The organism is Lelliottia sp. (assembly GCF_045627565.1).
Taxonomy (GTDB): Bacteria; Pseudomonadota; Gammaproteobacteria; order Enterobacterales; family Enterobacteriaceae; genus Enterobacter.
This window is the reverse complement of record NZ_JAZQNX010000010.1, coordinates 205,278-229,981: the sequence shown is the minus strand read 5'-3', so window position 1 is coordinate 229,981 and position 24,704 is coordinate 205,278. Positions and strand designations below refer to the sequence as shown.

At 53.7% G+C, this 24,704-nt stretch carries 24 protein-coding genes; 16 read left to right on the top strand and 8 right to left on the bottom strand.

All coding sequences use genetic code 11. From position 1 onward, the window contains the following. The first annotated feature begins 5 nt into the window (after window positions 1-5). The 9 genes from thpR to panD all read left to right on the top strand — a co-directional run bounded on the left by thpR (window position 6) and on the right by panD (window position 7,034). A complete protein-coding gene (gene thpR, locus ACKI5T_RS08860) occupies window positions 6-560 on the top strand; it encodes an RNA 2',3'-cyclic phosphodiesterase (protein WP_407437075.1) in 555 nt (184 codons plus the stop codon). Continuing rightward, window positions 550-1,254: a DNA/RNA nuclease SfsA gene (sfsA, locus tag ACKI5T_RS08855; protein ID WP_407437074.1), complete on the top strand. Its 705-nt coding sequence runs from the start codon at window positions 550-552 to the stop codon at window positions 1,252-1,254. The genes thpR and sfsA overlap by 11 nt, the downstream gene beginning before the upstream one ends. Before the next feature lie 174 nt (window positions 1,255-1,428). Then, window positions 1,429-1,884 carry an RNA polymerase-binding protein DksA gene (gene dksA / locus ACKI5T_RS08850; RefSeq protein WP_012016093.1) on the top strand — a complete coding sequence of 152 codons (456 nt, stop codon included), beginning with the start codon at window positions 1,429-1,431 and terminating at the stop codon, window positions 1,882-1,884. A gap of 71 nt (window positions 1,885-1,955) precedes the next feature. Further along, complete coding sequence (gene gluQRS, locus ACKI5T_RS08845) at window positions 1,956-2,846, top strand: tRNA glutamyl-Q(34) synthetase GluQRS (RefSeq protein ID WP_407437073.1); 891 nt, start codon at window positions 1,956-1,958, stop codon at window positions 2,844-2,846. 42 nt (window positions 2,847-2,888) lie between these two features. Next, window positions 2,889-4,286 carry a polynucleotide adenylyltransferase PcnB gene (gene pcnB, locus ACKI5T_RS08840; protein ID WP_071818716.1) on the top strand — a complete coding sequence of 466 codons (1,398 nt, stop codon included), beginning with the start codon at window positions 2,889-2,891 and terminating at the stop codon, window positions 4,284-4,286. Continuing rightward, on the top strand, window positions 4,283-4,762 hold the full coding sequence (gene folK / locus ACKI5T_RS08835; protein WP_407437072.1) for a 2-amino-4-hydroxy-6-hydroxymethyldihydropteridine diphosphokinase: 480 nt from the start codon (window positions 4,283-4,285) through the stop codon (window positions 4,760-4,762). Before pcnB ends, folK begins: the two co-directional genes overlap by 4 nt. Window positions 4,763-4,884: 122 nt before the next feature. Beyond that, a complete protein-coding gene (panB, locus tag ACKI5T_RS08830; RefSeq protein ID WP_407437071.1) occupies window positions 4,885-5,676 on the top strand; it encodes a 3-methyl-2-oxobutanoate hydroxymethyltransferase in 792 nt (263 codons plus the stop codon). An 11-nt stretch (window positions 5,677-5,687) separates the two neighbouring features. Continuing rightward, complete coding sequence (gene panC / locus ACKI5T_RS08825; protein WP_407437070.1) at window positions 5,688-6,542, top strand: pantoate--beta-alanine ligase; 855 nt, start codon at window positions 5,688-5,690, stop codon at window positions 6,540-6,542. A gap of 111 nt (window positions 6,543-6,653) precedes the next feature. Beyond that, complete coding sequence (gene panD / locus ACKI5T_RS08820; RefSeq protein WP_012016087.1) at window positions 6,654-7,034, top strand: aspartate 1-decarboxylase; 381 nt, start codon at window positions 6,654-6,656, stop codon at window positions 7,032-7,034. A 1-nt stretch (window position 7,035) separates the two neighbouring features. On the opposite strand, the gene ACKI5T_RS08815 is transcribed toward panD, so the two are convergent. The 4 genes from ACKI5T_RS08815 to ACKI5T_RS08800 form a co-directional block, all read right to left on the bottom strand. Continuing rightward, complete coding sequence (locus ACKI5T_RS08815) at window positions 7,036-8,283, bottom strand: polysaccharide deacetylase family protein (protein ID WP_407437069.1); 1,248 nt, start codon at window positions 8,281-8,283, stop codon at window positions 7,036-7,038. A gap of 62 nt (window positions 8,284-8,345) precedes the next feature. Further along, on the bottom strand, window positions 8,346-8,786 hold the full coding sequence (locus tag ACKI5T_RS08810) for a PTS sugar transporter subunit IIA (RefSeq protein ID WP_407437068.1): 441 nt from the start codon (window positions 8,784-8,786) through the stop codon (window positions 8,346-8,348). 105 nt (window positions 8,787-8,891) lie between these two features. Beyond that, window positions 8,892-9,662, bottom strand: coding sequence for an ABC transporter permease (locus ACKI5T_RS08805; RefSeq protein ID WP_235134765.1), 771 nt, complete (start codon window positions 9,660-9,662; stop codon window positions 8,892-8,894). Then, entirely contained in the window at window positions 9,659-10,585 is a 927-nt protein-coding gene (locus tag ACKI5T_RS08800) for an ABC transporter ATP-binding protein (RefSeq protein WP_407437067.1), read from the bottom strand. The genes ACKI5T_RS08805 and ACKI5T_RS08800 overlap by 4 nt, the downstream gene beginning before the upstream one ends. Window positions 10,586-10,692: 107 nt before the next feature. Here ACKI5T_RS08800 and can point away from each other — a divergent pair, with 107 nt between their 5' ends. Next, window positions 10,693-11,355, top strand: a complete 663-nt coding sequence (gene can, locus ACKI5T_RS08795; protein ID WP_012016082.1) for a carbonate dehydratase — start codon at window positions 10,693-10,695, stop codon at window positions 11,353-11,355. A gap of 42 nt (window positions 11,356-11,397) precedes the next feature. Here can and hpt read toward each other — a convergent pair whose 3' ends face one another. Next, window positions 11,398-11,934 carry a hypoxanthine phosphoribosyltransferase gene (gene hpt / locus ACKI5T_RS08790; protein WP_012016081.1) on the bottom strand — a complete coding sequence of 179 codons (537 nt, stop codon included), beginning with the start codon at window positions 11,932-11,934 and terminating at the stop codon, window positions 11,398-11,400. A gap of 206 nt (window positions 11,935-12,140) precedes the next feature. Between hpt and ACKI5T_RS08785 the strand changes: the two genes are divergently transcribed. Then, window positions 12,141-14,531 (top strand): glucose/quinate/shikimate family membrane-bound PQQ-dependent dehydrogenase, encoded by a 2,391-nt coding sequence (locus ACKI5T_RS08785; RefSeq protein ID WP_407437066.1) that lies wholly within the window; start codon window positions 12,141-12,143, stop codon window positions 14,529-14,531. A 91-nt stretch (window positions 14,532-14,622) separates the two neighbouring features. Here ACKI5T_RS08785 and cueO read toward each other — a convergent pair whose 3' ends face one another. After that, entirely contained in the window at window positions 14,623-16,197 is a 1,575-nt protein-coding gene (gene cueO / locus ACKI5T_RS08780) for a multicopper oxidase CueO (protein ID WP_407437065.1), read from the bottom strand. Between the two features lie 145 nt (window positions 16,198-16,342). On the opposite strand from cueO, the gene ACKI5T_RS08775 reads away from it, so the two are divergent. The 3 genes from ACKI5T_RS08775 to speD all read left to right on the top strand — a co-directional run bounded on the left by ACKI5T_RS08775 (window position 16,343) and on the right by speD (window position 18,472). After that, window positions 16,343-16,690: a YacC family pilotin-like protein gene (locus ACKI5T_RS08775; protein ID WP_041689592.1), complete on the top strand. Its 348-nt coding sequence runs from the start codon at window positions 16,343-16,345 to the stop codon at window positions 16,688-16,690. A 116-nt stretch (window positions 16,691-16,806) separates the two neighbouring features. Then, window positions 16,807-17,676 (top strand): polyamine aminopropyltransferase, encoded by an 870-nt coding sequence (speE, locus tag ACKI5T_RS08770; RefSeq protein WP_407437064.1) that lies wholly within the window; start codon window positions 16,807-16,809, stop codon window positions 17,674-17,676. 1 nt (window position 17,677) lies between these two features. Next, window positions 17,678-18,472, top strand: a complete 795-nt coding sequence (gene speD, locus ACKI5T_RS08765; protein WP_012016076.1) for an adenosylmethionine decarboxylase — start codon at window positions 17,678-17,680, stop codon at window positions 18,470-18,472. Window positions 18,473-18,503: 31 nt separating this feature from the next. Here the strand turns inward: speD and yacL are convergent, their stop codons facing one another. Further along, on the bottom strand, window positions 18,504-18,866 hold the full coding sequence (gene yacL, locus ACKI5T_RS08760; RefSeq protein WP_407437063.1) for a protein YacL: 363 nt from the start codon (window positions 18,864-18,866) through the stop codon (window positions 18,504-18,506). 190 nt (window positions 18,867-19,056) lie between these two features. After that, a complete protein-coding gene (gene acnB, locus ACKI5T_RS08755; protein ID WP_407437062.1) occupies window positions 19,057-21,654 on the bottom strand; it encodes a bifunctional aconitate hydratase 2/2-methylisocitrate dehydratase in 2,598 nt (865 codons plus the stop codon). A gap of 691 nt (window positions 21,655-22,345) precedes the next feature. On the opposite strand from acnB, the gene ACKI5T_RS08750 reads away from it, so the two are divergent. Both ACKI5T_RS08750 and ACKI5T_RS08745 read left to right on the top strand, forming a co-directional pair. Continuing rightward, window positions 22,346-23,896 carry a DUF3300 domain-containing protein gene (locus ACKI5T_RS08750; RefSeq protein WP_407437061.1) on the top strand — a complete coding sequence of 517 codons (1,551 nt, stop codon included), beginning with the start codon at window positions 22,346-22,348 and terminating at the stop codon, window positions 23,894-23,896. 10 nt (window positions 23,897-23,906) lie between these two features. Further along, the gene (locus ACKI5T_RS08745) at window positions 23,907-24,701 is read left to right on the top strand and encodes a DUF2950 family protein (protein ID WP_407437060.1); all 795 of its coding nucleotides are present in this window, start codon (window positions 23,907-23,909) and stop codon (window positions 24,699-24,701) included. The last annotated feature ends 3 nt before the right edge of the window (window positions 24,702-24,704 follow it).

The following is a 24,704-nucleotide window of genomic DNA, read 5'->3' as shown; positions in this document are numbered from 1 at the left end:
CCCGTATGTCTGAGTCGAAACGCCTGTTTTTCGCTATTGAACCGCCCGCCAGAATACAGCGGCAAATCGTCCGCTGGCGCGCCGAACATTTCCAGCCGGAAGCCGGACGTCCGGTTGCCGCGGCGAATTTACATCTGACGCTGGCCTTTTTGGGTGACGTCAGCACGGATAAACAACAGGCGCTGGTTAAGCTTGCCGGACGTATCCTTCAGCCGGGCTTTACCCTGAATCTCGATGACGCCGGTCAGTGGCTGCGTTCCCGCGTCGTGTGGCTGGGAACGCGTCAGCCGCCGCGTGGATTACTGCAGTTGGCCAATCTTCTGCGAGCGCAGGCGGCACGCAGCGGGTGCTATCAAAGCCCGCAGCCGTTTCATCCTCATATCACCCTGCTGCGAAATACCAGCCATGCTGTCGCCATCCCGCCGCCAGGCTTTCACTGGACGTTTTCGGTCACAGAATTCGTGCTTTACGAATCGGTTTTCTCAAACGGACGCACACGATACACGCCGCTTCAGCGCTTTGCGTTGAGCGAACAACCAAGGATTTCCGATGAAGTTTAGCCCCGCCCTGCAATCCGCCACGCTTATCCAGCGCTATAAACGTTTTCTGGCGGATGTCGTGACGCCTGCGGGTGAACATTTGACGCTGCACTGCCCAAATACTGGCGCGATGACCGGGTGCGCAACCCCTGGCGATACGGTGTGGTACTCCACGTCAGAAAATCTGAAACGCAAATATGCGCACACCTGGGAAATCACCGAGACCCAACAAGGGGCGTTTATTTGTGTGAATACCCAACGCGCGAATCAGCTGGTCAAAGAAGCCATCACCACCCATACGATCCCGGAGTTAACCGGCTACGGTTCCATTAAAGGCGAAGTGAAATATGGCGAGGAAGGCAGCAGAATTGATTTTATGTTGCAGGCGGACGATCGCCCTGAGTGCTATATTGAAGTCAAATCAGTGACGTTAGCAGACAGGGATAATGGCTACTTTCCGGATGCGGTGACGCTACGCGGCCAAAAGCATCTGCGAGAGTTAATGAGTGTTGCGGCGACGGGGAAGCGCGCCGTATTGTTGTTTGCGGTTTTGCATTCAGCCATTGAACGATTTTCCCCGGCCCGTCATATTGACCCGAAGTACGCACAATTGTTGAATGAGGCACAAAAGCAGGGGGTAGAAATTTTAGCTTATAAAGCTGAACTTTCTGCCGATAATATGAGTCTGAAGTCGACTCTCCCCGTTGTGTTATAAGGGGTTAGAAGATGGCGATTTGGTGTTCTGGCCGCGTGCGCAAATACGCTTTTCCTCACAGGCTTGTCAAGTGTTACGTTTAGATAATTGCCTTACGGAAAAGCATCTGCTATTTATAGCGACCTGATTTTTCCCCCACACGGGGATCGATAGTGCGTGTTAAGGAGAAGCAACATGCAAGAAGGGCAAAACCGTAAAACATCGTCCCTGAGTATTCTCGCCATCGCTGGGGTGGAGCCATATCAAGAGAAGCCGGGCGAAGAGTATATGAATGAAGCCCAGCTGTCTCACTTCAAGCGTATTCTTGAAGCATGGCGTAATCAACTTAGGGATGAAGTCGATCGCACCGTTACCCACATGCAGGACGAAGCAGCAAACTTCCCGGACCCGGTTGACCGTGCCGCTCAGGAAGAAGAGTTCAGCCTCGAACTGCGTAACCGTGACCGCGAACGCAAGCTGATCAAGAAGATTGAGAAGACGCTGAAGAAGGTTGAAGACGAAGATTTCGGCTTCTGCGAATCCTGCGGTGTGGAAATTGGTATTCGTCGCCTTGAAGCGCGTCCGACTGCCGATCTGTGCATCGACTGCAAAACGCTGGCTGAAATCCGCGAAAAGCAGATGGCCGGTTAATTCCAGCCCTGTTATCACGATCATAAAGGCGGGAGTCTCTCCCGCCTTGTTACTTTTTGTCTGCCATGAATATGCCTCAATCAGACTATATCGGGCGCTTTGCGCCATCCCCCTCCGGTGAGCTTCACTTCGGATCGCTTATTGCCGCACTGGGCAGCTACCTGCAAGCGCGGGCAAATAACGGCATCTGGCGCGTTCGTATCGAAGATATTGATCCCCCGCGTGAAGTTCCCGGTGCTGCAGAAACCATTCTGCATCAACTGGAACATTACGGCTTGAACTGGGATGGAGATGTTCTCTGGCAATCCCAGCGCCATGACGCTTATCGCGAACACCTGGCGTGGCTGCACGCACAAGGTTTGTCATATTACTGTACCTGTACGCGCGCACGCATTCAGAACGCAGGCGGCGTGTACGATGGCCATTGCCGACACCTGAATCACGGTCCGGAAAATGCCGCTGTCCGTTTATTACAGCATTCACCCGTGACGCATTTTAACGATTTGCTGCTCGGTGAAATTCACGCCGATAAACGCCTGGCGAATGAAGATTTTATTATTCACCGCCGCGATGGTTTATTTGCATATAACCTGGCCGTAGTGGTGGATGACCATTTCCAGGGCGTGACGGAAATTGTGCGCGGCGCCGATCTGATTGAGCCGACGGTGCGTCAAATTTCACTGTATAACGTCTTCGGCTGGGACGTGCCGGATTATATTCATCTGCCGCTGGCATTGAATGCGCAAGGGAATAAACTCTCGAAACAAAATCACGCGCCGGCACTGCCAAATGGCGATCCGCGGCCAGTTTTGATCGACGCATTGCGATTTCTAAATCAGAATGTCACAAGCGAATGGCAGGATTTAGGTCTTGATGAATTACTGAAAACAGCCATGGATAATTGGGTGCTTTCGGCGGTGCCTAAAATCCAGCATTCTCAAACGCATCTTGCTGAGCTATGATTAGCCGCTTTTTTCATAACAAAACACACTACGAGGTGTACTATTTTTACTCGAGTTGCTAATTTTTGCCGTAAGGTGCTAAGCCGCGATGAAAGCGTAGCGAATGACGCTATTGCTCAATCCCATATGTCGGTTATTCCGCGCGAGCAGCACACTATTTCCCGCAAAGATATCAGTGAAAATGCCCTCAAGGTGCTCTATCGTCTGAATAAAGCAGGCTATGAGGCCTATCTCGTGGGCGGTGGGGTTCGCGATTTACTGCTCGGCCAAAAACCAAAAGATTTTGACGTGACGACCAGCGCCACGCCTGAACAGGTGCGCAAGTTATTCCGTAACTGCCGTCTGGTGGGCCGCCGTTTCCGTCTGGCTCACGTCATGTTTGGCCCCGAAATCATCGAAGTGGCGACCTTCCGTGGTCATCACGAAGCAGGCGCGCCAGCGGATCGCACCACCTCGCAGCGCGGCCAGAACGGCATGCTGCTGCGCGACAATATCTTTGGTTCTATCGAAGAAGATGCCCAGCGTCGCGATTTCACCATCAACAGCCTTTACTACAGCGTGGCCGATTTTTCGGTGCGTGATTTCGTGGGTGGCGTACAGGATCTGAAAGAGGGCGTGATTCGTCTGATTGGTAATCCTGAAACGCGCTACCGCGAAGATCCGGTGCGCATGCTGCGTGCCGTGCGTTTCGCCGCCAAGCTGAATATGCAAATCAGCGCCGAAACGGCAGAACCGATCCCACGTCTGGCGACGCTCATCAACGATGTGCCTCCTGCGCGTTTGTTTGAAGAAGTGCTGAAGTTACTCCAGGCGGGTTATGGTTACGAAACCTATAAACTGCTGCGTGAAAATAGCCTGTTCCAGCCGCTGTTCCCGTCCATCGTTCGCTACTTTACCGAAAGCGGTGATAGCCCGATGGAGCGCATGATTGCTCAGGTGCTGAAAAATACTGACACCCGCCTTCACAATGATATGCGCGTCAACCCGGCGTTCCTGTTTGCGGCCATGTTCTGGTATCCGCTGCTGGAAACCGCGCAGAAAATTGCCCAGGAAAGCGGGCTGGCTTATTACGATGCCTTTGCGCTTGCCGCGAATGATGTGCTCGACGAAGCCTGTCGTACTCTGGCGATCCCGAAACGCATTACAACGCTGGTGCGTGATATCTGGCAGCTGCAGTTGCGTATGTCTCGCCGTCAGGGCAAGCGCGCCTGGAAGCTGATGGAGCACCCTAAATTCCGCGCCGCGTACGATCTGCTGGCGCTGCGTGCTGAGATCGAAAATAACAAAGAGCTGCAAAGTCTGGTGCAGTGGTGGGGTGAGTTCCAGGTCTCCGCGCCGCCGGAACAAAAAGGGATGCTCACCAATCTCGACGAAGAGCCGGAACCACGCCGTCGTCATCGCCGCCCACGCAAGCGCGCACCGCGCCAGGGCAGTGCATGACCCTCGCTTACATCGCCATCGGTAGCAATCTGGCCTCTCCGCTGGAGCAGGTCAACGCTGCCGTTCAGGCGCTGGCGGATATCCCACAGAGCCGCGTGATGGCGGTTTCTGCGTATTACCGCACGCCGCCGCTCGGCCCACAGGATCAACCCGATTACCTGAATGCGGCCGTGGTGCTGGACACCGCCCTTGACGCCGAAACGCTGCTGGATAACACCCAGCGCATTGAGCTACAGCAGGGGCGTGTCCGTAAAGATGAACGTTGGGGACCGCGCACGCTGGATCTCGACATCATGCTTTTTGGCGATGAGATCATCCAGACCGAACGCCTGACCGTCCCGCATTACGACATGAAAAATCGTGGATTTATGCTCTGGCCGCTGTTTGAAGTCGCCCCCGCCCTCACCTTCCCCGACGGCACCTCATTACAGTGCGTATTGCAGCAGCTCAACGCCAAAAAACCCGCGCTCTGGTAATCCTCTTTTTCTGCCGATTCGCCATCCTGAGTTTGTGATTAATCGGTTGCCTAAAATCATTGTTCCCCCGAATGTTACTGTTAGAATGCGCAAAGAATCGCTTTGGGCCATCAGGAAACATTATGAAACCAACCACCATCTCCTTACTGCAGAAATGCAAACAGGAAAAAAAACGCTTCGCCACAATCACGGCCTACGACTTCAGCTTTGCAAAACTGTTTGCTGAAGAAGGGATAAACGTCATGCTGGTCGGCGATTCGTTAGGGATGACGGTACAGGGACATGATTCCACTCTGCCAGTGACGGTAGACGATATTGCTTATCACACTCGCGCCGTGCGTCGCGGTGCGCCTCACTGCCTGCTGCTGTCTGATTTGCCGTTTATGGCCTACGCCACGCCAGAGCAGGCATTCGAGAACGCTGCTGCCGTGATGCGCGCCGGGGCTAATATGGTCAAAATTGAAGGCGGCGCGTGGCTGGTTGATACCGTCAAAATGCTGACCGAACGTGCCGTACCCGTGTGCGGACATCTGGGGCTCACGCCGCAGTCGGTGAACATATTTGGTGGCTATAAAGTTCAGGGCCGTGGCGATGCGGGACAGATCCTGCTTGATGACGCGCTGGCGCTGGAAGCCGCAGGCATTCAGCTGTTAGTGCTGGAATGCGTGCCGGTTGAGCTAGCAAAACGCGTGACCGACGCGCTCACGATTCCGGTCATCGGGATTGGCGCAGGTAACGTTACCGACGGGCAGATTCTGGTGATGCATGACGCCTTTGGCATTACCGGCGGTCACATTCCCAAATTCGCGAAGAATTTCCTCAGTGAGGCGGGCGACATGCGCGCCGCAGTCAGGCAGTATATTGCCGACGTCGAATCCGGTGTTTACCCGGGTGAAGAACACAGTTTCCATTAAGGAGTCTCGTTGTGCTAATCATTGAAACCCTGCCGCTGTTGCGCCAGCACATTCGTCGCCTGCGTCAGGAAGGTAAACGCATCGCCCTGGTCCCTACCATGGGCAATCTCCACGACGGCCATATGAAACTGGTCGACGAAGCACGAGCCCGTGCGGATGTGGTCGTGGTGAGTATTTTCGTTAACCCGATGCAGTTTGACCGTGCCGACGATCTGGCGCGCTATCCGCGCACGCTACAGGAAGATTGCGAGAAGCTGAAAAAACGCCACGTTGATTTCGTCTTCTCCCCTGCGCCTTCGGATATCTATCCACAAGGGACAGAAGGCGCAACCTATGTCGACGTCCCGGGGATCTCGACCATGCTTGAGGGTGCCAGCCGCCCTGGGCATTTCCGTGGCGTTTCAACGATTGTCAGCAAGCTGTTCAATCTGGTCCAGCCGGACATCGCCTGCTTTGGCGAAAAAGATTTTCAGCAGTTGGCGCTGATCCGCAAAATGGTAACTGATATGGGTTACGACATTGAGATCGTGGGCGTGCCAATTGTTCGCGCCAAAGACGGTCTGGCGCTTAGCTCGCGCAATGGTTATCTGACTGCGGACCAGCGTAAAATCGCGCCGGGTCTTTGCAAAGTGATGAACGCGATGGCGGAACAACTGAAGGCGAAAGAGCTGACGGCGGAAGAGATTGTCGCGCTGGCCGAGCAAGAGTTGAACGACAAAGGTTTGCGCGCTGACGATATTCAAATCCGCGACGCCGATACGCTGCTGGAGCTTTCAGACACCAGCAAACGCGCGGTGATTCTGGTCGCAGCGTGGCTCGGCCAGGCACGACTCATAGACAATAAAGTGGTTGAGCTGGCGGAGTAGACACCGACTAAAAATCGGGCAATACTGCGCCGATATTTGCCTGGGAAATATCCCTTCACCCTGCCCTCTCGGCCTTGAGAGGGTAAAGCATGATGATTAAAGGTAGACGTAATGATTCGCAAAATGCTGCAAGGTAAGCTTCACCGCGTAAAAGTCACTCAGGCCGATCTGCACTATGAAGGCTCCTGTGCGATTGATCAGGATTTTCTCGACGCAGCCGGAATTCTTGAGAACGAAGCGATTGATATCTGGAACGTCACCAACGGCAACCGCTTCTCAACCTATGCGATTGCAGGCGAGCGCGGCTCCAAAATCATCTCTGTCAACGGTGCGGCAGCACACTGCGCGTCCGTGGGTGACATTGTGATCATCGCCAGCTTTGTCATGATGTCTGACGAAGAAGCGCGTCGCTGGCAGCCAAAAGTGGCCTATTTCGAAGGCGACAATGAAATGAAACGTACGGCAAAAGCCATTCCCGTTCAGGTTGCCTGATTTACCCTTGCGGCTGGTTACTGATCAGCCGCGACATAGTCTCTAAAGAATCCGTCCTCAGAATATACAAGCGTTTCAGTAGGAATGGATTATCGCCCGGCTTCACCTTCCCTTTCACCGTCGTCACTGCCATATGGAAACCCGCATCATTCGCGGCTTTCACCGCTTTGTCATCATAGCCGCCGAACGGATATGAGACGTAAAGGACGCGGGGGTTGAACTGTGCCAGCGCGCGTCGTGAGCGTTCAAAATCGAACAAAATGACGTGATAGCTGCGGCTCAATAAAATCGGGTGTTTATTGGCATCCACGCGGTGCAAGAAATGGGTGTGGGACTGAATATCAAACACATCCTGAATCTCTTTCAGTTCCGATACGCTCATAAACTGAAGCGATTTCGGATCCCATTTCTGGGGATGGCCTTTAATCCGCGATGAAATAATAAACGCCGTTGCTTTAAAGCCGTACTCCTTCAGGATCGGCCAGGCATAACGACTGACTGACTTCAAACCGTCGTCGAAGGTAATTACCACCGCACGTGCCGGGAGGTTCATTTTGTTACGCACATACCCTTCGAGCTGGTACATCGTCAACGTGGTATAGCCCTGATCGCGCAGCCAGGTCATCTGGTTGCTGAACGCACGCACGCTGGTGGTGGTTGAGGTGTGGCGGAAGCGGGTATTTTCTTCATCATGCAGAATATGGTGATACGTGATAACCGGAATGCCGCTGTCTTCCTGCGCATCCAGACTACTCACCCACGCCAGCCGATTGCCGATGCGGATTTGAAACCAGGTTTGGTTCAGCCGGTCTTTGAGTTTATTCAGGATGGGATAGCGCAGATTGTCGCTGAGCGTCCCGAAAGGCGCACTGCCGTTGTTCGGGGCGTTGTACACCGGCGTGTCTTTCCAGGTGATTAAATTCTGATTACTCAGGGGCTTATTCAGATCGCCGAGGCTATCTTCAACGCGCTGTTTGCCCTGCACTTTTTCGAGATGGCCTTTATCAATAAACCCCGTCCCAAAGCCAAAACGAAATTCGTAGTAATCGGCATTGGTCGGCACCACGGCGATAATCTGTCCTGCACGAACGTTGCCGACATTAATGACATTATTCCCCACCTGCGCCCAGATCGCCGCATCTTCGGTGGTTTGCATGTACTGAGCGGGTAAGCCTTGCTGGCTTAATAAACTGGCAGAAACGCCGCCGGAGACCAGCAGCAAAAGCAGGAAAATGATACGCGTGAGCATGAAGTTTGTGTCGAAGCTGAAAACTGACGTTATTGTAACAAAAGCGGCATCAATACCAATGTTTAATTCTTATACAGGTCGTGCAGCAGGACAAAAGGCGGGTTTTTCTGTTGCTGATGCCAAAGACTACTCACTCCGGGGATCTCCTGCCCGACAATCATATCTCGAAATTCAGCGCTGCTGAGCGTTTCTCGCAGCGGATACATCATTTCGAGTAGCGCATAATTGATGCCGGAAATGACTTCGCAATTCTCATGCTTATGGCTCAACAATGCCGCCGCACGATAGGGGGCCGCACCGGATTTGTCGGTGAGGAAAATCACGCCTTCCCCCGTATCCGTTTGATGCTGCGCATCACACATCATACGACTGAGCATATTGGTGCTTAGCCCACGCCAGTAGTTCACCGCCAGACATTGCGGCAGCGGACCAAGGTTCTTCTCCAGGCGTTCGAGAATAGCCTGAGCATTGTCATCGTGACAGGTAATCACCCAACCCAGCATAGCGTCTCCTTAGCAGGCAAGTAGTTTAGCGGAGTGATGGTGAGTTTACGGTGATAACAGTCAAGAAAATGTCCCGGCAGACGCAGTGTTGCCGGGACATCGAGCTTAGGTACGCAGTCCGCGTCCACGCTGGATGAGATACCAGCACAGCATGTAAAAGGCGATAATAAAGACGCCCAGCACCATCACGGTAGTAAAGAGCGGTACGTCGGATATGCCCAGGAAACCAAAGCGGAAGCCGCTGATCATGTAGACAATCGGGTTCAGGTGCGACAGCGCCTGCCAGAACGGCGGTAGCAGCGTCAGCGAATAGAACACCCCGCCGAGATAGGTCAGCGGTGTTAACACGAAGGTGGGGATCAGGCTGATATCATCAAACGTGGTCGCAAACACGGCGTTCAACAGCCCCGCTAACGAGAACAGAATCGCCGTCAGCAGCAGCGTTAACGCGACGAACAGCCACGAATGCACCTGGAACGGCACAAAGAACAGCGAAATGGCCGTTACCAGAATCCCGACGCACAGGCCACGCGCCACGCCACCGCCAACATATCCGGCAATAATCACGTGCGTAGGAACCGGTGCGACCAGCAGCTCTTCAATGTTGCGCTGGAATTTGGCGCTAAAGAAAGACGATGCCACGTTCGCGTATGCGTTGGTGATCACCGCCATCATGATCAAACCCGGAACAATAAATTGCATATAGGTAAAGCCATGCATTTCACCAATGCGGGAACCAATCAGATTACCGAAAATGATGAAATACAGCGTCATGGTGATGACGGGCGGTACCAGCGTTTGGATCCAGATGCGCATAAAGCGGTTAATTTCTTTCGCCCAGATACTTTTCAGCGCCACCCAGTAAAGATGCGTCATGCCTGCTCTCCTCTTTTATCATGGACCAGCGAGACGAACAGTTCTTCCAGTCGGTTGGCTTTGTTACGCATACTCAATACCTGCACGCCCTGCGCGCTCAGCTGTGAAAACACGCTGTTAATGCCCTGCTCACGCAGGACTTCCACTTCCAGCGTCGACGTATCCACCAGACGATACTGGTAGCCCTCCAGCTTGGGCAGCGGGCTTTTCGATGCCAAATCGAGAATAAAGGTTTCCGACTTCAGCTTGGACAGCAGATTCTTCATTGAGGTGTTTTCCACCAGTTCACCGTGCTGGATGATACCGATGTTACGACACAGCATTTCGGCTTCTTCAAGGTAGTGCGTCGTCAGAATGATCGTGGTGCCTTTGTCGTTTAAATCCTTCAAAAAGCCCCACATTGAGCGACGAAGTTCGATATCCACGCCTGCTGTCGGCTCATCCAGAATCAATAGTTTTGGTTCGTGCATCAGCGCACGTGCGATCATCAAACGGCGCTTCATCCCGCCGGATAACATCCGCGCACGTTCGTCGCGTTTTTCCCACAGATCGAGCTGTTTAAGATACTTTTCGCCGCGCGCGATAGCTTCTTGACGTTCGACGCCATAATACCCCGCCTGATTGACCACAATCTGCTGCACGGTTTCAAAGGGGTTGAAGTTAAACTCCTGCGGCACCAGCCCCAGTTGGCGCTTGGCGTTGACCACGTCTTTTTCCAGGTCATAGCCAAATACCGCGACCTTGCCGGAGGATTTGTTCACCAGCGAACTGATAATTCCGATGGTGGTAGATTTCCCCGCGCCGTTCGGTCCCAGCAGGGCATAAAAATCCCCGGCCTCCACTTTCAGATCGATACCGCGTAGCGCCTGAACGCCACCCGGATAGACTTTTTTAAGCTGCTCAAGCTCCAGTGCAATTGTCATGAAATACGCTTACCTATAGTTCTGACACACGTTGTGTGGTTTCAATAAAAGTCGAGTTACCCTATATTAGCGCAACGCTATTACTCGGTTACAGGTCGTTAACCTCTATGAATGACATAGATACACTCATCAGCAACAATGCACTATGGTCAAAAATGCTGGTAGAAGAGGATCCGGGATTTTTCGAAAAACTGGCGCAAGCGCAAAACCCGCGCTTTCTATGGATTGGATGTTCCGACAGCCGCGTCCCGGCAGAACGCCTGACAGGTCTTGAACCCGGTGAACTGTTCGTTCACCGTAACGTTGCAAACCTGGTGATTCACACCGATCTCAACTGCCTGTCCGTTGTTCAGTACGCGGTGGACGTTCTGGAAGTTGAACACATCATTATTTGCGGCCACTACGGCTGCGGTGGCGTACAGGCCGCAATCGAAAATCCGGAACTGGGTTTAATCGATAACTGGCTGCTGCACATTCGCGATATCTGGTTCAAACATAGTTCACTGCTGGGCGAAATGCCGCAGGAACGTCGTCTGGATACACTCTGTGAACTTAACGTGATGGAACAAGTGTACAACCTGGGGCACTCGACCATCATGCGTTCAGCGTGGAAACGCGGGCAGAAGGTGTCAGTTCATGGCTGGGCGTACGGTATTCATGACGGGTTGCTGCGCAATCTGGAAGTGACCGCGACTAACCGCGAAACGCTTGAACAGCGCTATCGTCAGGGCGTGTCTAACCTGACAAAAAAACACGTCAATCATAAGTAAGTGTGCAAAAACCGGGCTTGACCCGGCTTTTACCTTTCTCGTCTACTCGTCCAGCAACACAACTTTGCCGACATACGGCAGATGGCGATAACGCTGTGCATAATCGATGCCGTAACCCACCACGAACTCATCCGGAATCGAGAAGCCGATAAATTCAACCGGAACGTCAACTTCACGACGCGAAGGCTTATCCAGCAGGGTGCAAATCGCCAGCGATTTTGGCCCACGCAGGCTCAGGATTTCGCGCACTTTAGACAGGGTGTTACCGGAGTCGATAATGTCCTCAACGATTAACACATCTTTGCCACGAATATCTTCATCCAGGTCTTTCAGGATTTTCACATCACGCGTGGTCGACATGCCGCTGCCGTAGCTGGAGGCGGTCATAAAATCGACTTCGTGGGATACCTGCACTTCGCGGCACAGGTCTGCCATGAACATGAAGGAGCCGCGCAGCAGACCCACCAGCACCATTTCGCTGCCGCTGTCCTGATAACGCTCGGTGATTTGACGACCCAATTCAGCGATACGCGCTTTGATCTCCGCTTCCGGGATCATCACTTCAACAGTATGTTTCATTTTACTAACCGTATGATTTTAAAACCAATCCATCAATGAGGATGCTCTGGCGTCCGACATTGATTCACAAGCCCTGCAGTATACCAGCAAATGGATTGGCCTGGCGCATGAGTTGTTAAAAGCTCAATTTGTGATTCCGATCACACTTGTTAATACCTATAATTAATTGCTATCAAAATTTTAACAAAACTGAAGAGTACTTTTCTATGGCTGAAACAAAAACTCAACAGTCACGTCTACTGGTGACATTAACAGCAGCGTTCGCAGCGTTTTGCGCACTCTATCTGTTGATCGGTGGCGTCTGGCTGGTCGCATTAGGCGGCTCCTGGTATTACCCGATTGCGGGTCTGGTTATGGTTGGCGTAACCGTTCTGCTTTTAAAGGGTAAACGATCCGCACTGTGGCTCTACGCTGCACTGCTTCTTGTCACAATGTTTTGGGGGGTCTGGGAAGTTGGCTTCGACTTCTGGGCGCTGACACCGCGCAGCGACATCCTGGTCTTCTTTGGGATCTGGCTGATCCTGCCGTTCGTCTGGCGTCGTCTGAGGGTTCCTTCTAGCGGTGCAGTTGCGGCGCTGGTGGTTTCCCTGCTGATTACCGGCGGCATGCTAACCTGGGCTGGATTTAACGATCCGCAGGAAGTGAAAGGCACGCTGAGCGCAGATTCCACACCCGCTGCGGCGATCTCTGACGTTGCAGACGGTGACTGGCCGGCTTATGGTCGCAACCAGGAAGGCCAACGTTATTCTCCGCTGAAGCAAATCAACGCGGATAATGTTAAAAACCTGAAGGAAGCCTGGGTGTTCCGCACCGGCGACCTGAAGCAGCCAAACGATCCGGGCGAACTGACCAACGAAGTGACGCCAATCAAAGTGGGCAACATGCTCTATCTGTGCACCGCGCACCAGCGTCTGTTTGCGCTTGATGCGGCGACCGGTAAAGAGAAATGGCACTTCGACCCGCAGTTGAATTCTAATCCGTCGTTCCAGCACATTACCTGCCGTGGCGTGTCCTATCACGAAGCGCGCACGGATAATGCCAGCCCGGAAGTGGTGGCTAATTGCCCGCGTCGCATCATGCTGCCGGTCAACGATGGTCGACTGTTCGCCATCAACGCCGAAACCGGCAAACTGTGCGAAACCTTTGGCAACAAAGGCATTCTGAATCTGCAGACCAATATGCCGGATACCACCCCGGGTCTGTATGAGCCGACCTCCCCGCCGATTATCACCGATAAAACAATTGTGATTGCCGGTTCGGTCACGGATAACTTCTCGACTCGCGAAACGTCCGGCGTTATCCGTGGTTTCGACGTAAACACGGGCAAATTGCTGTGGGCCTTCGATCCGGGCGCGAAAGATCCTAACGCGATTCCGTCGGATGAACACACCTTCACCTTCAACTCGCCAAACTCATGGGCGCCTGCGGCGTATGACGCGAAGCTAGACCTGGTGTATCTGCCGATGGGTGTGACCACGCCAGATATCTGGGGCGGAAACCGCACGCCAGAGCAAGAGCGTTACGCCAGCGCTATTGTGGCGCTGAATGCGACGACCGGGAAACTGGCCTGGAGCTATCAGACCGTACACCACGACCTGTGGGATATGGATATGCCATCGCAGCCGACGCTGGCGGATATCACCGTTAACGGTAAAACCGTTCCGGTAATTTATGCCCCAGCGAAAACCGGCAACATCTTTGTACTCGACCGTACCAACGGCAAACTGGTGGTTCCGGCACCGGAAAAACCGGTTCCGCAAGGTGCAGCCAAAGGCGACTATGTCTCTAAAACGCAGCCTTTCTCAGACCTGAGCTTCCGTCCGAAGAAAGACCTGACCGGTGCCGATATGTGGGGCGCCACCATGTTCGACCAATTGGTGTGCCGCGTGATGTTCCATCAGCTGCGCTATGAAGGCATCTTCACGCCGCCGTCTGAGCAGGGCACGCTGGTCTTCCCGGGTAACCTGGGGATGTTCGAATGGGGCGGTATCTCGGTTGATCCTAACCGTCAGGTGGCGATTGCAAACCCGATGGCGTTGCCGTTCGTCTCTAAGCTTATCCCTCGCGGCCCGGGTAACCCGATGGAGCAGCCGAAAGATGCAAAAGGTAGCGGTACAGAAGCGGGTATTCAGCCGCAGTACGGTGTACCGTTTGGCGTGACGCTGAACCCGTTCCTGTCGCCGTTTGGCCTGCCGTGTAAACAGCCTGCATGGGGTTATATTTCTGCGCTGGATCTGAAAACCAATCAGGTTGTGTGGAAAAAACGTATTGGTACGCCACAGGACAGCATGCCGTTCCCGATGCCTGTACCGGTGCCGTTCAATATGGGTATGCCAATGCTGGGTGGTCCGATTTCCACCGCTGGTAACGTCCTGTTCATCGCGGCGACCGCAGATAACTACCTGCGCGCGTACAACATGAGCAACGGTGAAAAGCTGTGGCAAGGCCGTCTTCCTGCGGGTGGACAAGCGACGCCGATGACCTATGAAGTGGATGGCAAGCAGTATGTTGTTATCTCTGCGGGCGGTCACGGTTCGTTTGGTACGAAGATGGGCGACTATATTGTCGCGTATGCTCTGCCTGACGATGTGAAATAAAAGCAAAAAGGCAACGTCGGTTGCCTTTTTTAATGTCTGTTCCCTCTCCCCGTGGGAGAGGGTCAGGGTGAGGGCATCAGGCGACGCGGGTCTACACCGTAAACCCGAGCATCATTCCCGTATCTTCATGCTCCAGCAGATGACAGTGCGCCATATAGGCGAACTCCTTCGGCGCGTCGTGATCAAATTTCACCAGCACCTCACTCACCCCACCCTCCACGCGAACTGTGTCTTTCCAGCCCGTGCGATGAGCCGCGGGCGCGTTACCATTCTCGGATAAAATGCGGAACTGCGTGCCGTGAATATGGAACGGATGCAGCATCATGTCGCCTTCACCAGAAATCACCCAGCGCTCATACTGCCCTTTCGCGGCGGCAAACATCGGTGTGTCCATATCAAAGGCTTTGCCGTTGATACGGTTAGCGTTGTGGAAATCAAATTGATGATCGCCGTGATTCATTCCAGCCATCTTCCCATGGTCCATCTTGCCGTGGTCCATATTCATATGACCCATCATTTGCCCGTGCTGCATCCCGGCCATCGCCTGGTCGCCGTATTTATTCATTAGCGCCTGCATGCCCATCATGTCGAGCATCGGATCCATAGAGAGCTGGAGTTTACGCTGCGTTAATCCCTCCCGGGACGGCAGCGCAGGCATGGCGGCGAGCGTGTCTGGCATTTCGCCAGATGCCGTGACCAGCAGAGGCTGAATGCGCAAAACGGGATGCGGCTTGTCGAACGGAGCCACGGTCATGCCCATCTGGCTCACGGGCAGCGTAATGAGGTCAAACGGTTTGCCGTCGCTGATATCCACCAGCACTTCAAAACGCTCGCCCATCAGCATCGGCAGCTCGCTCACCTTCACCGGCTCGGCCAGCAGCCCACCATCGCTGGCTATCACATACAGCGGCCGCTTATCGCTGGTGGCAAAATTGAGCGAACGCGCGTTACACCCGTTGAGCAGGCGCAGACGCAGCCAGCCTTTCGGCGCGGCGTGTTGCGGATAGATCGCGCCGTTGGTCAGTAGCGTGTCGCCAAACCACCCGACCGCCGCCGTCATCACATCCAGTTGATAATCGATTTGCCCGTCGGCAGTGAATTTTTTGTCCTGCACGATGACCGGCACATCGTCGATGCCCCACTGTTTTGGCAGGCGCAACAAGCGGCTTTCGTCATCCTCAATCAGTACCAGCCCAGCCAGCCCCATCGCCACCTGATGGCCCGTTTTACCGTGCTGATGGGGATGGAACCAACAGGTCGCGGCGCGTTGTTCAGGCGTAAAAGTCACCGTTCGCTGACCGCCCGCTTTAATGACGCCCTGCGGCCCACCGTCCACGTCGCCCGGAACCTCCAGGCCATGCCAGTGGAGCGTCGTCTCTTCGGCAAGCGTGTTGTGAATATTAACCGTGACCTCTTTGCCCCTGCGTAATTGAAGAGCAGGCCCAAGCAAATTGCCATTATATCCCCATGTGGTGGCGTTATGCGGGCCAAAGGCAGATTTTCCCGACTGTACGACGAGCTGAATGCGGCTGCGCGCATCTGCGGCCAGTAAATCAGGGATCGGTAATGCGGGTCTGTCGACGGCAAAAGCGGCGCGACTCCAGAGCGGTAATGCGCTGGCAGCCCCCAACACAGCTGAATATTTCAAAAAATCACGACGTTGCATGTTCATTCCCTTTTTTCGTGCAGGCGATATTTTGAGCTTAAACCCTCCCCTAACCGGAAGGTCAAGTAAAGTGGCAATAATAAAGGTCGTCTCGCTGGTCGCAAGTATGCTAACGTTAAATTTCCGTGATGCAGTGGTAGAAGCAATGAAGACGTTTTTCAGGACAATTTTGTTCGGCAGCCTGATGGCTATGTGCGCGAACAGTTATGCGCTAAGTGAAAATGAAGCGGAAGATATGGCCGATTTAACGGCAGTTTTCGTTTTCCTGAAAAACGATTGCGGTTACCAGAATTTACCCAATGGGCAGATTCGTCGCGCACTGGTCTTTTTTGCCCAGCAGAATCAATGGGATCTCAGCAACTACGATAGCTTTGACATGAAGGCGCTCGGTGAAGACAGTTACCGCGATTTAAGCGGCATTGGCATTCCTGTCGCGAAAAAATGCAAAGCGCTGGCCCGCGATTCGCTCAGCCTGCTCGCCTACGTAAAGTAATCTTCCCGACGCCCCTTTGTTGAAATAATGGCCGTGCTTGCGCGGTTCTTGTTCGCTATGATGTTGCGCCCATTTTGCGTGGGTGTAATAGATATTAACAAAGGAGGGTTCAGCTCATGACCGATAACACAGTGTGGCACGAAACGCTGCATGACCAGTTTGGTCAGTACTTTGCCGTGGATAACGTGCTCTATCACGAGAAAACCGATCATCAGGATTTGATCATTTTCGAGAACGCCGCATTTGGCCGCGTGATGGCGCTGGATGGCGTGGTGCAAACCACCGAGCGTGATGAGTTTATTTATCACGAAATGATGACTCATGTGCCGTTACTGGCGCACGGACACGCAAAACATGTGCTGATTATCGGCGGTGGCGACGGCGCAATGCTGCGCGAAGTGTCTCGCCATAAATCTATCGAAACGATCACCATGGTGGAAATCGACGCCGGTGTCGTCTCGTTCTGCCGCCAGTATCTGCCCAATCACAACGCAGGCAGCTACGACGATCCGCGCTTTACGCTGGTGATCGACGACGGCGTCAACTTTGTGAATCAGACCCATCAAACGTTTGACGTGATCATCTCCGATTGCACCGATCCGATTGGTCCTGGCGCAACGCTTTTCACCTCGTCGTTCTACGAAGGCTGCAAACGCTGCCTGAATCCCGGCGGGATCTTCGTCGCTCAGAACGGCGTCTGCTTCCTGCAACAGGACGAAGCGATCGACAGCCATCGCAAACTGAGCCATTACTTCGGTGATGTCAGTTTCTATCAGGCAGCGATTCCTACCTATTACGGCGGGATCATGACCTTCGCGTGGGCGACGGATAACGACGTTTTACGCCATCTCTCCGCCGAGATCATTGCTGCACGCTTTCATCAGACCCACCTGAAATGCCGTTATTACAATCCGGCCGTCCACACGGCAGCGTTCGCCTTGCCGCAATATTTGCAAGACGCACTGTCCTCTAAGGAGGTGAGCTAAATTGAAAAAGCTGAAACTGCATGGCTTTAACAATCTGACGAAAAGCCTGAGTTTTTGTATTTACGATATCTGCTACGTCAAAACCGCAGAAGAGCGCGATGGTTATATCGCCTATATCGACGAACTCTACAACGCCAACCGTCTGACCGAAATCCTGTCAGAAACCTGCTCCATCATCGGAGCCAATATTCTGAACATCGCGCGTCAGGATTATGAGCCGCAGGGCGCGAGCGTCACGATCCTGGTGAGCGAAGAGCCTGTGGATCCACAGCTTATCGATCCGACCGAACATCCTGGCCCTCTGCCAGAGGCTGTGGTGGCCCATCTCGATAAAAGCCACATCTGCGTACATACCTATCCGGAAAGCCACCCAGAAGCCGGGCTGTGCACTTTCCGCGCCGATATCGAAGTGTCGACCTGCGGCGTGATTTCACCGCTCAATGCGCTGAACTATCTTATCCACCAGCTTGAATCCGATATCGTGACGATTGATTATCGCGTGCGCGGTTTTACCCGTGATATCAACGGCATGAAGTATTTTATCGATCATGAAATCAACTCGATCCAGAACTTTATGTCTGAGGACATGAAGGGGCTGTACGACATGATGGATGTGAACGTGTATCAAGAAAATATCTTCCACACCAAGATGCTGCTTAAGGAGTTCGACCTTAAACACTACATGTTCCATACCCAGCCGGAAGATTTAAGCGAAGAGGAGCGAAAGGTCATCACCGACCTGCTCTGGAAAGAGATGCGCGAAATCTACTACGGCCGCAATATTCCGGCCGTGTAAAACACGCCAGGAGCAAGGATGCTCCGGTGGGTTACTTCTGTTGCATAAACTCACGGTAGGCTTTCACGACCTGTAGAAAGTCCTCAACGCCGCACAGTGAGAAACTCTCTTCATCGTAATAGCTCATTCCGTCTTCCATTTCGTCGCCCGAGATTTCCATCTGGTTGGCGCGCACCATGACTTCTTCACCGTCCATCCATAGCGTGTATTCGTGACCAATACGCTGCCAGGACCGCTCGCTGCCTTTTATCGTACGTGCCGCTTGTTCCACCTCATCGAGCAACGCGAGGTTTTCTTTGACCTCTTCGTTAAACCAGTGCCCGACCACTTCATGGCCCATCGACATACGCACTTTCACCCCACCGGTGATGTCGCGTAAAAATTCGTAATCCATCGTATTTTCCTCTGCAAAGCCAATAGCGTAATTATCGCAGCAGAGAAGAAGAAAAAAAGCGGAACGCGTGGGAGGAATGAAAATAAAAAGGTGAGGGCAAGACGTTGCGGTCTGATGCCCTCACCTTCGCCCTTTCCCGTGGGAAAGGGGTGCAAACATGCAAAACCGTCTCTGGGAGACGGTTTGCTGATTATACTGCCGTCTGGAAAATCACGCCGTCAGCTTTCTCGGTGTACTGAGAGAGCTTATCGAAGTTCAGATAACGGTAGGTATCCACCGCCGTCTTATCTACCTGCGCGACGAAGGTCTGGTACTCTTCCGGCGTAGGCAGTTTGCCAATCAGCGCCGCAACAGCCGCCAGTTCCGCAGAGGCCAGGAAGACGTTCGCGCCAGTTCCTAAACGGTTCGGGAAGTTACGGGTCGATGTGGAAACCACCGTCGAACCGTCCGCCACACGCGCCTGGTTGCCCATGCACAGGGAACAGCCAGGGATCTCGATCCGCGCACCGCTCTTACCAAACACGCTGTAGTAGCCTTCTTCGGTCAGCTGCGCGGCATCCATACGGGTTGGCGGAGCCACCCACAGACGCGTTGGCAGTTGGCCTTTATGCGTATCCAGCAGCTTACCTGCAGCACGGAAGTGGCCGATGTTGGTCATGCAGGAACCGATAAACACTTCGTCGATCTTTTCGCCCTGCACAGCAGACAGCGGACGCGCATCGTCAGGATCGTTTGGTGCGCACAGGATCGGCTCTTTGATATCCGCCAGATCGATGTCGATCACTGCGGCATATTCTGCATCAGCATCGGCTTCGAGCAGTTGCGGATCCGCCAGCCATTTCTCCATGCCCTGCACACGACGCTCCAGCGTACGACGATCGCCGTAGCCTTCTGCGATCATCCACTTCAGCAGCACGATATTTGAGGTGAGATACTCAATAATCGGTTCCTGATTCAGCTTGATGGTACAACCCGCAGCAGAACGCTCAGCGGAGGCATCGGTCAGTTCAAACGCCTGCTCCACTTTCAGATCTGGCAGACCTTCAATCTCAAGGATGCGGCCAGAGAAGATGTTGATTTTACCTTTCTTCTCTACGGTCAGCAGCCCCTGTTTGATCGCATACAGCGGGATCGCATGCACCAGGTCACGCAGCGTAATGCCAGGCTGCATTTTGCCTTTAAAGCGCACCAGAACGGATTCCGGCATGTCCAGCGGCATCACGCCCGTTGCAGCAGCAAACGCCACCAGACCAGAACCCGCCGGGAAGGAGATCCCAATCGGGAAACGGGTATGGGAGTCACCGCCAGTACCGACAGTATCCGGCAGCAGCATACGGTTCAGCCACGAGTGGATAACTCCATCGCCAGGACGCAGCGAGACACCGCCACGGTTCATGATGAAGTCAGGCAGCGTGTGGTGCGTGGTCACATCAACCGGTTTTGGATACGCAGCCGTATGACAGAACGATTGCATAACCAGATCGGCAGAGAAGCCGAGACACGCCAGATCTTTCAGTTCATCACGTGTCATCGGGCCGGTAGTGTCCTGAGAACCGACAGACGTCATCTTCGGCTCGCAGTAAGCACCTGGACGAACGCCGGTCACGCCACATGCACGGCCAACCATTTTTTGCGCCAGAGAATAGCCGCGATCGCTTTCCGCCACGTCTTTCGCCTGACGGAAAATGTCGCTGTGCGGCAGACCCAAAGCTTCGCGCGCTTTGGTCGTCAGGCCACGGCCGATAATCAGCGGAATACGACCACCTGCACGAACTTCATCGACCAGAACATCGGTTTTCAGTTCAAACGTTGCCAGCAGTTCATTGGTTTCGTGATTACGCACTTCACCTTTGAATGGGTAAACGTCAATCACGTCGCCCATGTTCAGGTTGTTAACGTCTACCTCGATTGGCAGCGCGCCTGCATCTTCCATGGTGTTAAAGAAGATAGGGGCAATTTTGCCGCCGAGGCACAGGCCGCCGCCGCGCTTGTTCGGGACATGAGGGATATCATCGCCCATGAACCACAGCACGGAGTTGGTCGCAGATTTACGTGAAGAACCGGTTCCGACGACGTCGCCGACGTAGGCCAGCGGGAAGCCTTTTTTAGCCAACTCTTCGATTTGCGTGATCGGTCCAACAGCGCCTGGCTGATCCGGCACAATCCCTTCGCGGGCATTTTTCAGCATTGCCAGAGCGTGCAGAGGGATATCCGGGCGAGACCAGGCATCCGGTGCCGGAGACAGGTCATCAGTGTTCGTTTCGCCGGTCACTTTGAATACGGTGACGGTCATTTTTTCTGCCAGCGCGGGACGGTTCAGGAACCATTCAGCATCAGCCCATGACTGCATAACCTGTTTTGCGTAGCGGTTACCCGCTTTCGCTTTTTCTTCAACATCATAGAAGTTGTCGAACATCAGGAGCGTTTGGGAAAGCGCTTTGGCGGCAATCGGTGCCAGCGCTTCACTTTCCAGCGCGTCAATCAGCGGATGAATGTTATAGCCGCCCTGCATGGTGCCGAGCAGTTCAATCGCTTTTTCAGGGGTGACCAGTGGGGAGGTTGCTTCGCGTTTCGCAATCGCAGCAAGAAAACCGGCTTTCACGTAGGCTGCTTCATCTACGCCAGGCGGTACACGGTTGATCAGCAAATCTAACAGGAATTCTTCTTCGCCCGCAGGCGGATTCTTCAGCAGCTCGACGAGCGCGGCCATTTGGGTTGCATCTAAAGGTTTCGGTACAATTCCCTCGGCGGCACGTTCTGCTACGTGCTTACGGTATTCTTCTAGCACGACGGTTCTCCTCGCTCTCATTATCATAATGCGGCATACACGTTGTGTATCCAGGCTTATCTTCACGCTCCTGTGAGACAGCAGTTTGTAGGGTAAATGCCCGATACCGCGTCGGGCAGCATAGCAGGATTTCTGCACAGTGTTAATGTGTTTACAAAAAAGCAACATTAAATAGTTTGCTGAATCGTTAAGGATGGTATAGCGGGGAACCGGGACGAATGTCAGGGACAAAAAAACCGCCTTTCAGCGGTTAGTTTGTTGCCTTGCGGTGGTAGCACACCGGGCTGGCAGTTATGTGGCAAAACCCCAATTTGCCTGGCTCTGCCTTTCCCGGTGAAGAATGAGCCTGCGTAGCCCGTCAGGAATGCACGCAATGGAGATGTGAATATCTACGCTAATTGTTGTGACTGGTTTACTGCTAACAATACTCCACGGTGGCTGGAACATATCCGACATCACGGTGCTGTTTGTGGTTAATCCCGGCAAGTAGTTCCCGGCCACTCGTAAGAGCGGCCATTTGAAATTCCAGCGCCGTTTTATCTATCACATATAATTTGTGTAATAAATGCTCACACTCTTTATCCACACACGTCGGGTAGTTTCCCAAGATTCGTCAAAACGCAAAAACACGGGTGAATATACTCGCGGCAACAAGAACGCCAATCGGCACTGCTTACGCTGGAGTCACACTATGAAGTTGCCCTTTAAGCCACACCTGATTGTGCTGTTATGCAGTGCCGGGCTGTTAGCCGCGTCCGGCGTTATGTTTGTGAAAAGCCGTACGCCTGCCACAGTCTCCACGCCGTCAGCAACGGCTCCACCCGCAGCGCCACAACCCGCGGCCCAGCCCCCCGCTCCTGTCGTTGCACCAACCTACACCGCTGCGCAAATCGATCAGTGGACCGCCCCTATCGCGCTCTATCCTGACGCGCTGCTGTCGCAAATCCTCATGGCATCCACTTATCCAGCGAATGTCATCCAGGCCGCACAATGGTCGAAGGATAATCCCAAAATGCAGGGCGATGCGGCCATTCAGGCGGTGAGTGGCCAACCGTGGGATCCAAGCGTTAAATCGCTGGTCGCCTTTCCACAGCTGATGTCACTGATGGGTGAAAACCCGCCGTGGATCCAGAATCTCGGCGACGCGTTCCTCGCACAGCCCAAAGACGTCATGGATTCCGTGCAACGCTTGCGTTTGCTGGCGCAACAGACAGGTGCGTTGCAATCGACACCGCAGCAAACGGTCACAACCGAGAAGAAAACGGCACCCGCGCAGACTGCCAACACCCCATCAAACGCGACCGTCACGACAACGAATCCAACGGTGATCAAGATCGAATCCGCCGATCCGCAGGTGGTCTACGTCCCGACGTATAATCCCGCCACGGTCTACGGCACCTGGCCCAACGCCAGCTATCCCCCGGTCTATCTGCCGCCATCACCCGGTGAGCAATTTACGGATAGCCTGGTAAAAGGCCTGGGGTTCAGCCTCGGTGTCGCAACAACCTACGCGATTTTCAGCAATATCGACTGGGATGACGACGATGACTGGGATCATCACCACCATGATAACGATTACGACCGCAACGGCAGTTATAACCGTAACGGCAATAACAACATCAATATCAACGTCGACAATTTCAATAAAATCAGCGGGGAGCGTTTAACAGACGCCAATCGCAACTGGCAGCATAATCCGGCTTATCGTGAAGGCGTCCCCTATCCAACTACCCAGCTCAATAGCCGCTTCCATCCCACCAACACGGCGACAGGGTTGAGCGCCACACAGCAAAAACCGGCGAATCGTGATAGCCAACGGCAGGCGGCGCTGGCCCAGGTACAACAATCGACGGGCAAAACGCTGTCTCAAACGCAGCGTCCGGCAACAAAAGATGCGCAGCGTCAGGCCTCGAACGCTCAGCTTAAACAGATCTCCCAGCGCAATAATTATCGCGGGTACGACAACAAACCGCAGACCGCGCAGAGAACGACCAATAAAGCGCAGCGTGACAACCGTCAGACAACATCTCAGCGCCCTGAAAAACGCGTTTCGCCAACCACTCAGCAGCGAAACACGCAGCCTCGCGCCAATGCTTTGAGTGGGAACGATAGCCGCTCAGGGAACTGGCAGTCGCAACAGCAGCGCGGATCACAAAGCCGCCAAATGGCATCCCGTCCTCAGCAACCGGCGCGACAAATGCCTGCTGGGCGTGCTGAACACCGTGAACTCCGTCATCGCTAAGGGAATCGACATGAAAAAGAAAATACTTGGTGGAATGATGCTGTTCCTGGTTTCCACTTTTGCGATCGCGCAGCAGCACTTCAGCACGCCCGATCAGGCGACCGATGCCCTGGCAAAAGCCATCAGCGAGCAAAATGAAGGCGAAATGAAGAACTTGCTTGGGGATGACTGGCGCAATTTCTTGCCGCCTGAAGGGGTCGACCCTGAAGCCGTGGATCGCTTTTTGCGTGACTGGAAGGTAAGTCACTCTACGGTCATCGCGGGTGATATCGCGCATCTGGTCGTGGGCGACAGCAACTGGCAATTGCCTATCCCCGTCGTGAAGGGCGAATCCGGCTGGCAGTTTGATATGCGCAAGGCAGCTGATGAGATCCTGACGCGTGAAATTGGTCGCAATGAACTGGCCGCTATCGAAGCGCTTCATGCGTACGTTGATGCCCAGCAAAGCTATTACGCGCTCAACCAAACCTATGCGCAGAAAATTATCAGCTCAGAAGGAAAGAAAGATGGTCTCTACTGGCCTGTCGCCCCTGGAGAAGCGCCAAGTCCGCTTGGCCCGGCGTTTAGTCCACAGATCCCAGACACGGGTTATCACGGCTATCGTTTCCACATTCTGCCTGATAAAAACAATGGTTTTGCGATGATTGCCTGGCCCGTCAGCTACGGTCAGACAGGCGTGATGAGTTTTGTGATTAACCAGGATGACAACGTTTATCAGGCCAATCTGGGCGAGGAAACGCAGCAAAAAGCGGAAGCGACGACAGCCTACCATCCGGATAAAAACTGGCAGCGCGTTACACCATAAAAA

Excerpts from the sequence above, each read along its gene's own strand:
- ACKI5T_RS08815 (WP_407437069.1), bottom strand. The coding sequence starts at position 8,283 with ATGCTCACGCGTATCATTTTCCTGCTTTTGCTGCTGGTCTCCGGCGGC.
- can (WP_012016082.1), top strand. The coding sequence starts at position 10,693 with ATGAATGACATAGATACACTCATCAGCAACAATGCACTATGGTCAAAA.
- ACKI5T_RS08785 (WP_407437066.1), top strand. The coding sequence starts at position 12,141 with ATGGCTGAAACAAAAACTCAACAGTCACGTCTACTGGTGACATTAACA.
- ACKI5T_RS08750 (WP_407437061.1), top strand. The coding sequence starts at position 22,346 with ATGAAGTTGCCCTTTAAGCCACACCTGATTGTGCTGTTATGCAGTGCC.
- speE (WP_407437064.1), top strand. The coding sequence starts at position 16,807 with ATGACCGATAACACAGTGTGGCACGAAACGCTGCATGACCAGTTTGGT.
- folK (WP_407437072.1), top strand. The coding sequence starts at position 4,283 with ATGACCCTCGCTTACATCGCCATCGGTAGCAATCTGGCCTCTCCGCTG.
- ACKI5T_RS08810 (WP_407437068.1), bottom strand. The coding sequence starts at position 8,786 with ATGCTGGGTTGGGTGATTACCTGTCACGATGACAATGCTCAGGCTATT.
- yacL (WP_407437063.1), bottom strand. The coding sequence starts at position 18,866 with ATGGATTACGAATTTTTACGCGACATCACCGGTGGGGTGAAAGTGCGT.
- panD (WP_012016087.1), top strand. The coding sequence starts at position 6,654 with ATGATTCGCAAAATGCTGCAAGGTAAGCTTCACCGCGTAAAAGTCACT.
- ACKI5T_RS08775 (WP_041689592.1), top strand. The coding sequence starts at position 16,343 with ATGAAGACGTTTTTCAGGACAATTTTGTTCGGCAGCCTGATGGCTATG.
- ACKI5T_RS08805 (WP_235134765.1), bottom strand. The coding sequence starts at position 9,662 with ATGACGCATCTTTACTGGGTGGCGCTGAAAAGTATCTGGGCGAAAGAA.
- hpt (WP_012016081.1), bottom strand. The coding sequence starts at position 11,934 with ATGAAACATACTGTTGAAGTGATGATCCCGGAAGCGGAGATCAAAGCG.
- ACKI5T_RS08745 (WP_407437060.1), top strand. The coding sequence starts at position 23,907 with ATGAAAAAGAAAATACTTGGTGGAATGATGCTGTTCCTGGTTTCCACT.
- panB (WP_407437071.1), top strand. The coding sequence starts at position 4,885 with ATGAAACCAACCACCATCTCCTTACTGCAGAAATGCAAACAGGAAAAA.
- gluQRS (WP_407437073.1), top strand. The coding sequence starts at position 1,956 with ATGCCTCAATCAGACTATATCGGGCGCTTTGCGCCATCCCCCTCCGGT.
- ACKI5T_RS08800 (WP_407437067.1), bottom strand. The coding sequence starts at position 10,585 with ATGACAATTGCACTGGAGCTTGAGCAGCTTAAAAAAGTCTATCCGGGT.
- thpR (WP_407437075.1), top strand. The coding sequence starts at position 6 with ATGTCTGAGTCGAAACGCCTGTTTTTCGCTATTGAACCGCCCGCCAGA.
- cueO (WP_407437065.1), bottom strand. The coding sequence starts at position 16,197 with ATGCAACGTCGTGATTTTTTGAAATATTCAGCTGTGTTGGGGGCTGCC.
- sfsA (WP_407437074.1), top strand. The coding sequence starts at position 550 with ATGAAGTTTAGCCCCGCCCTGCAATCCGCCACGCTTATCCAGCGCTAT.
- dksA (WP_012016093.1), top strand. The coding sequence starts at position 1,429 with ATGCAAGAAGGGCAAAACCGTAAAACATCGTCCCTGAGTATTCTCGCC.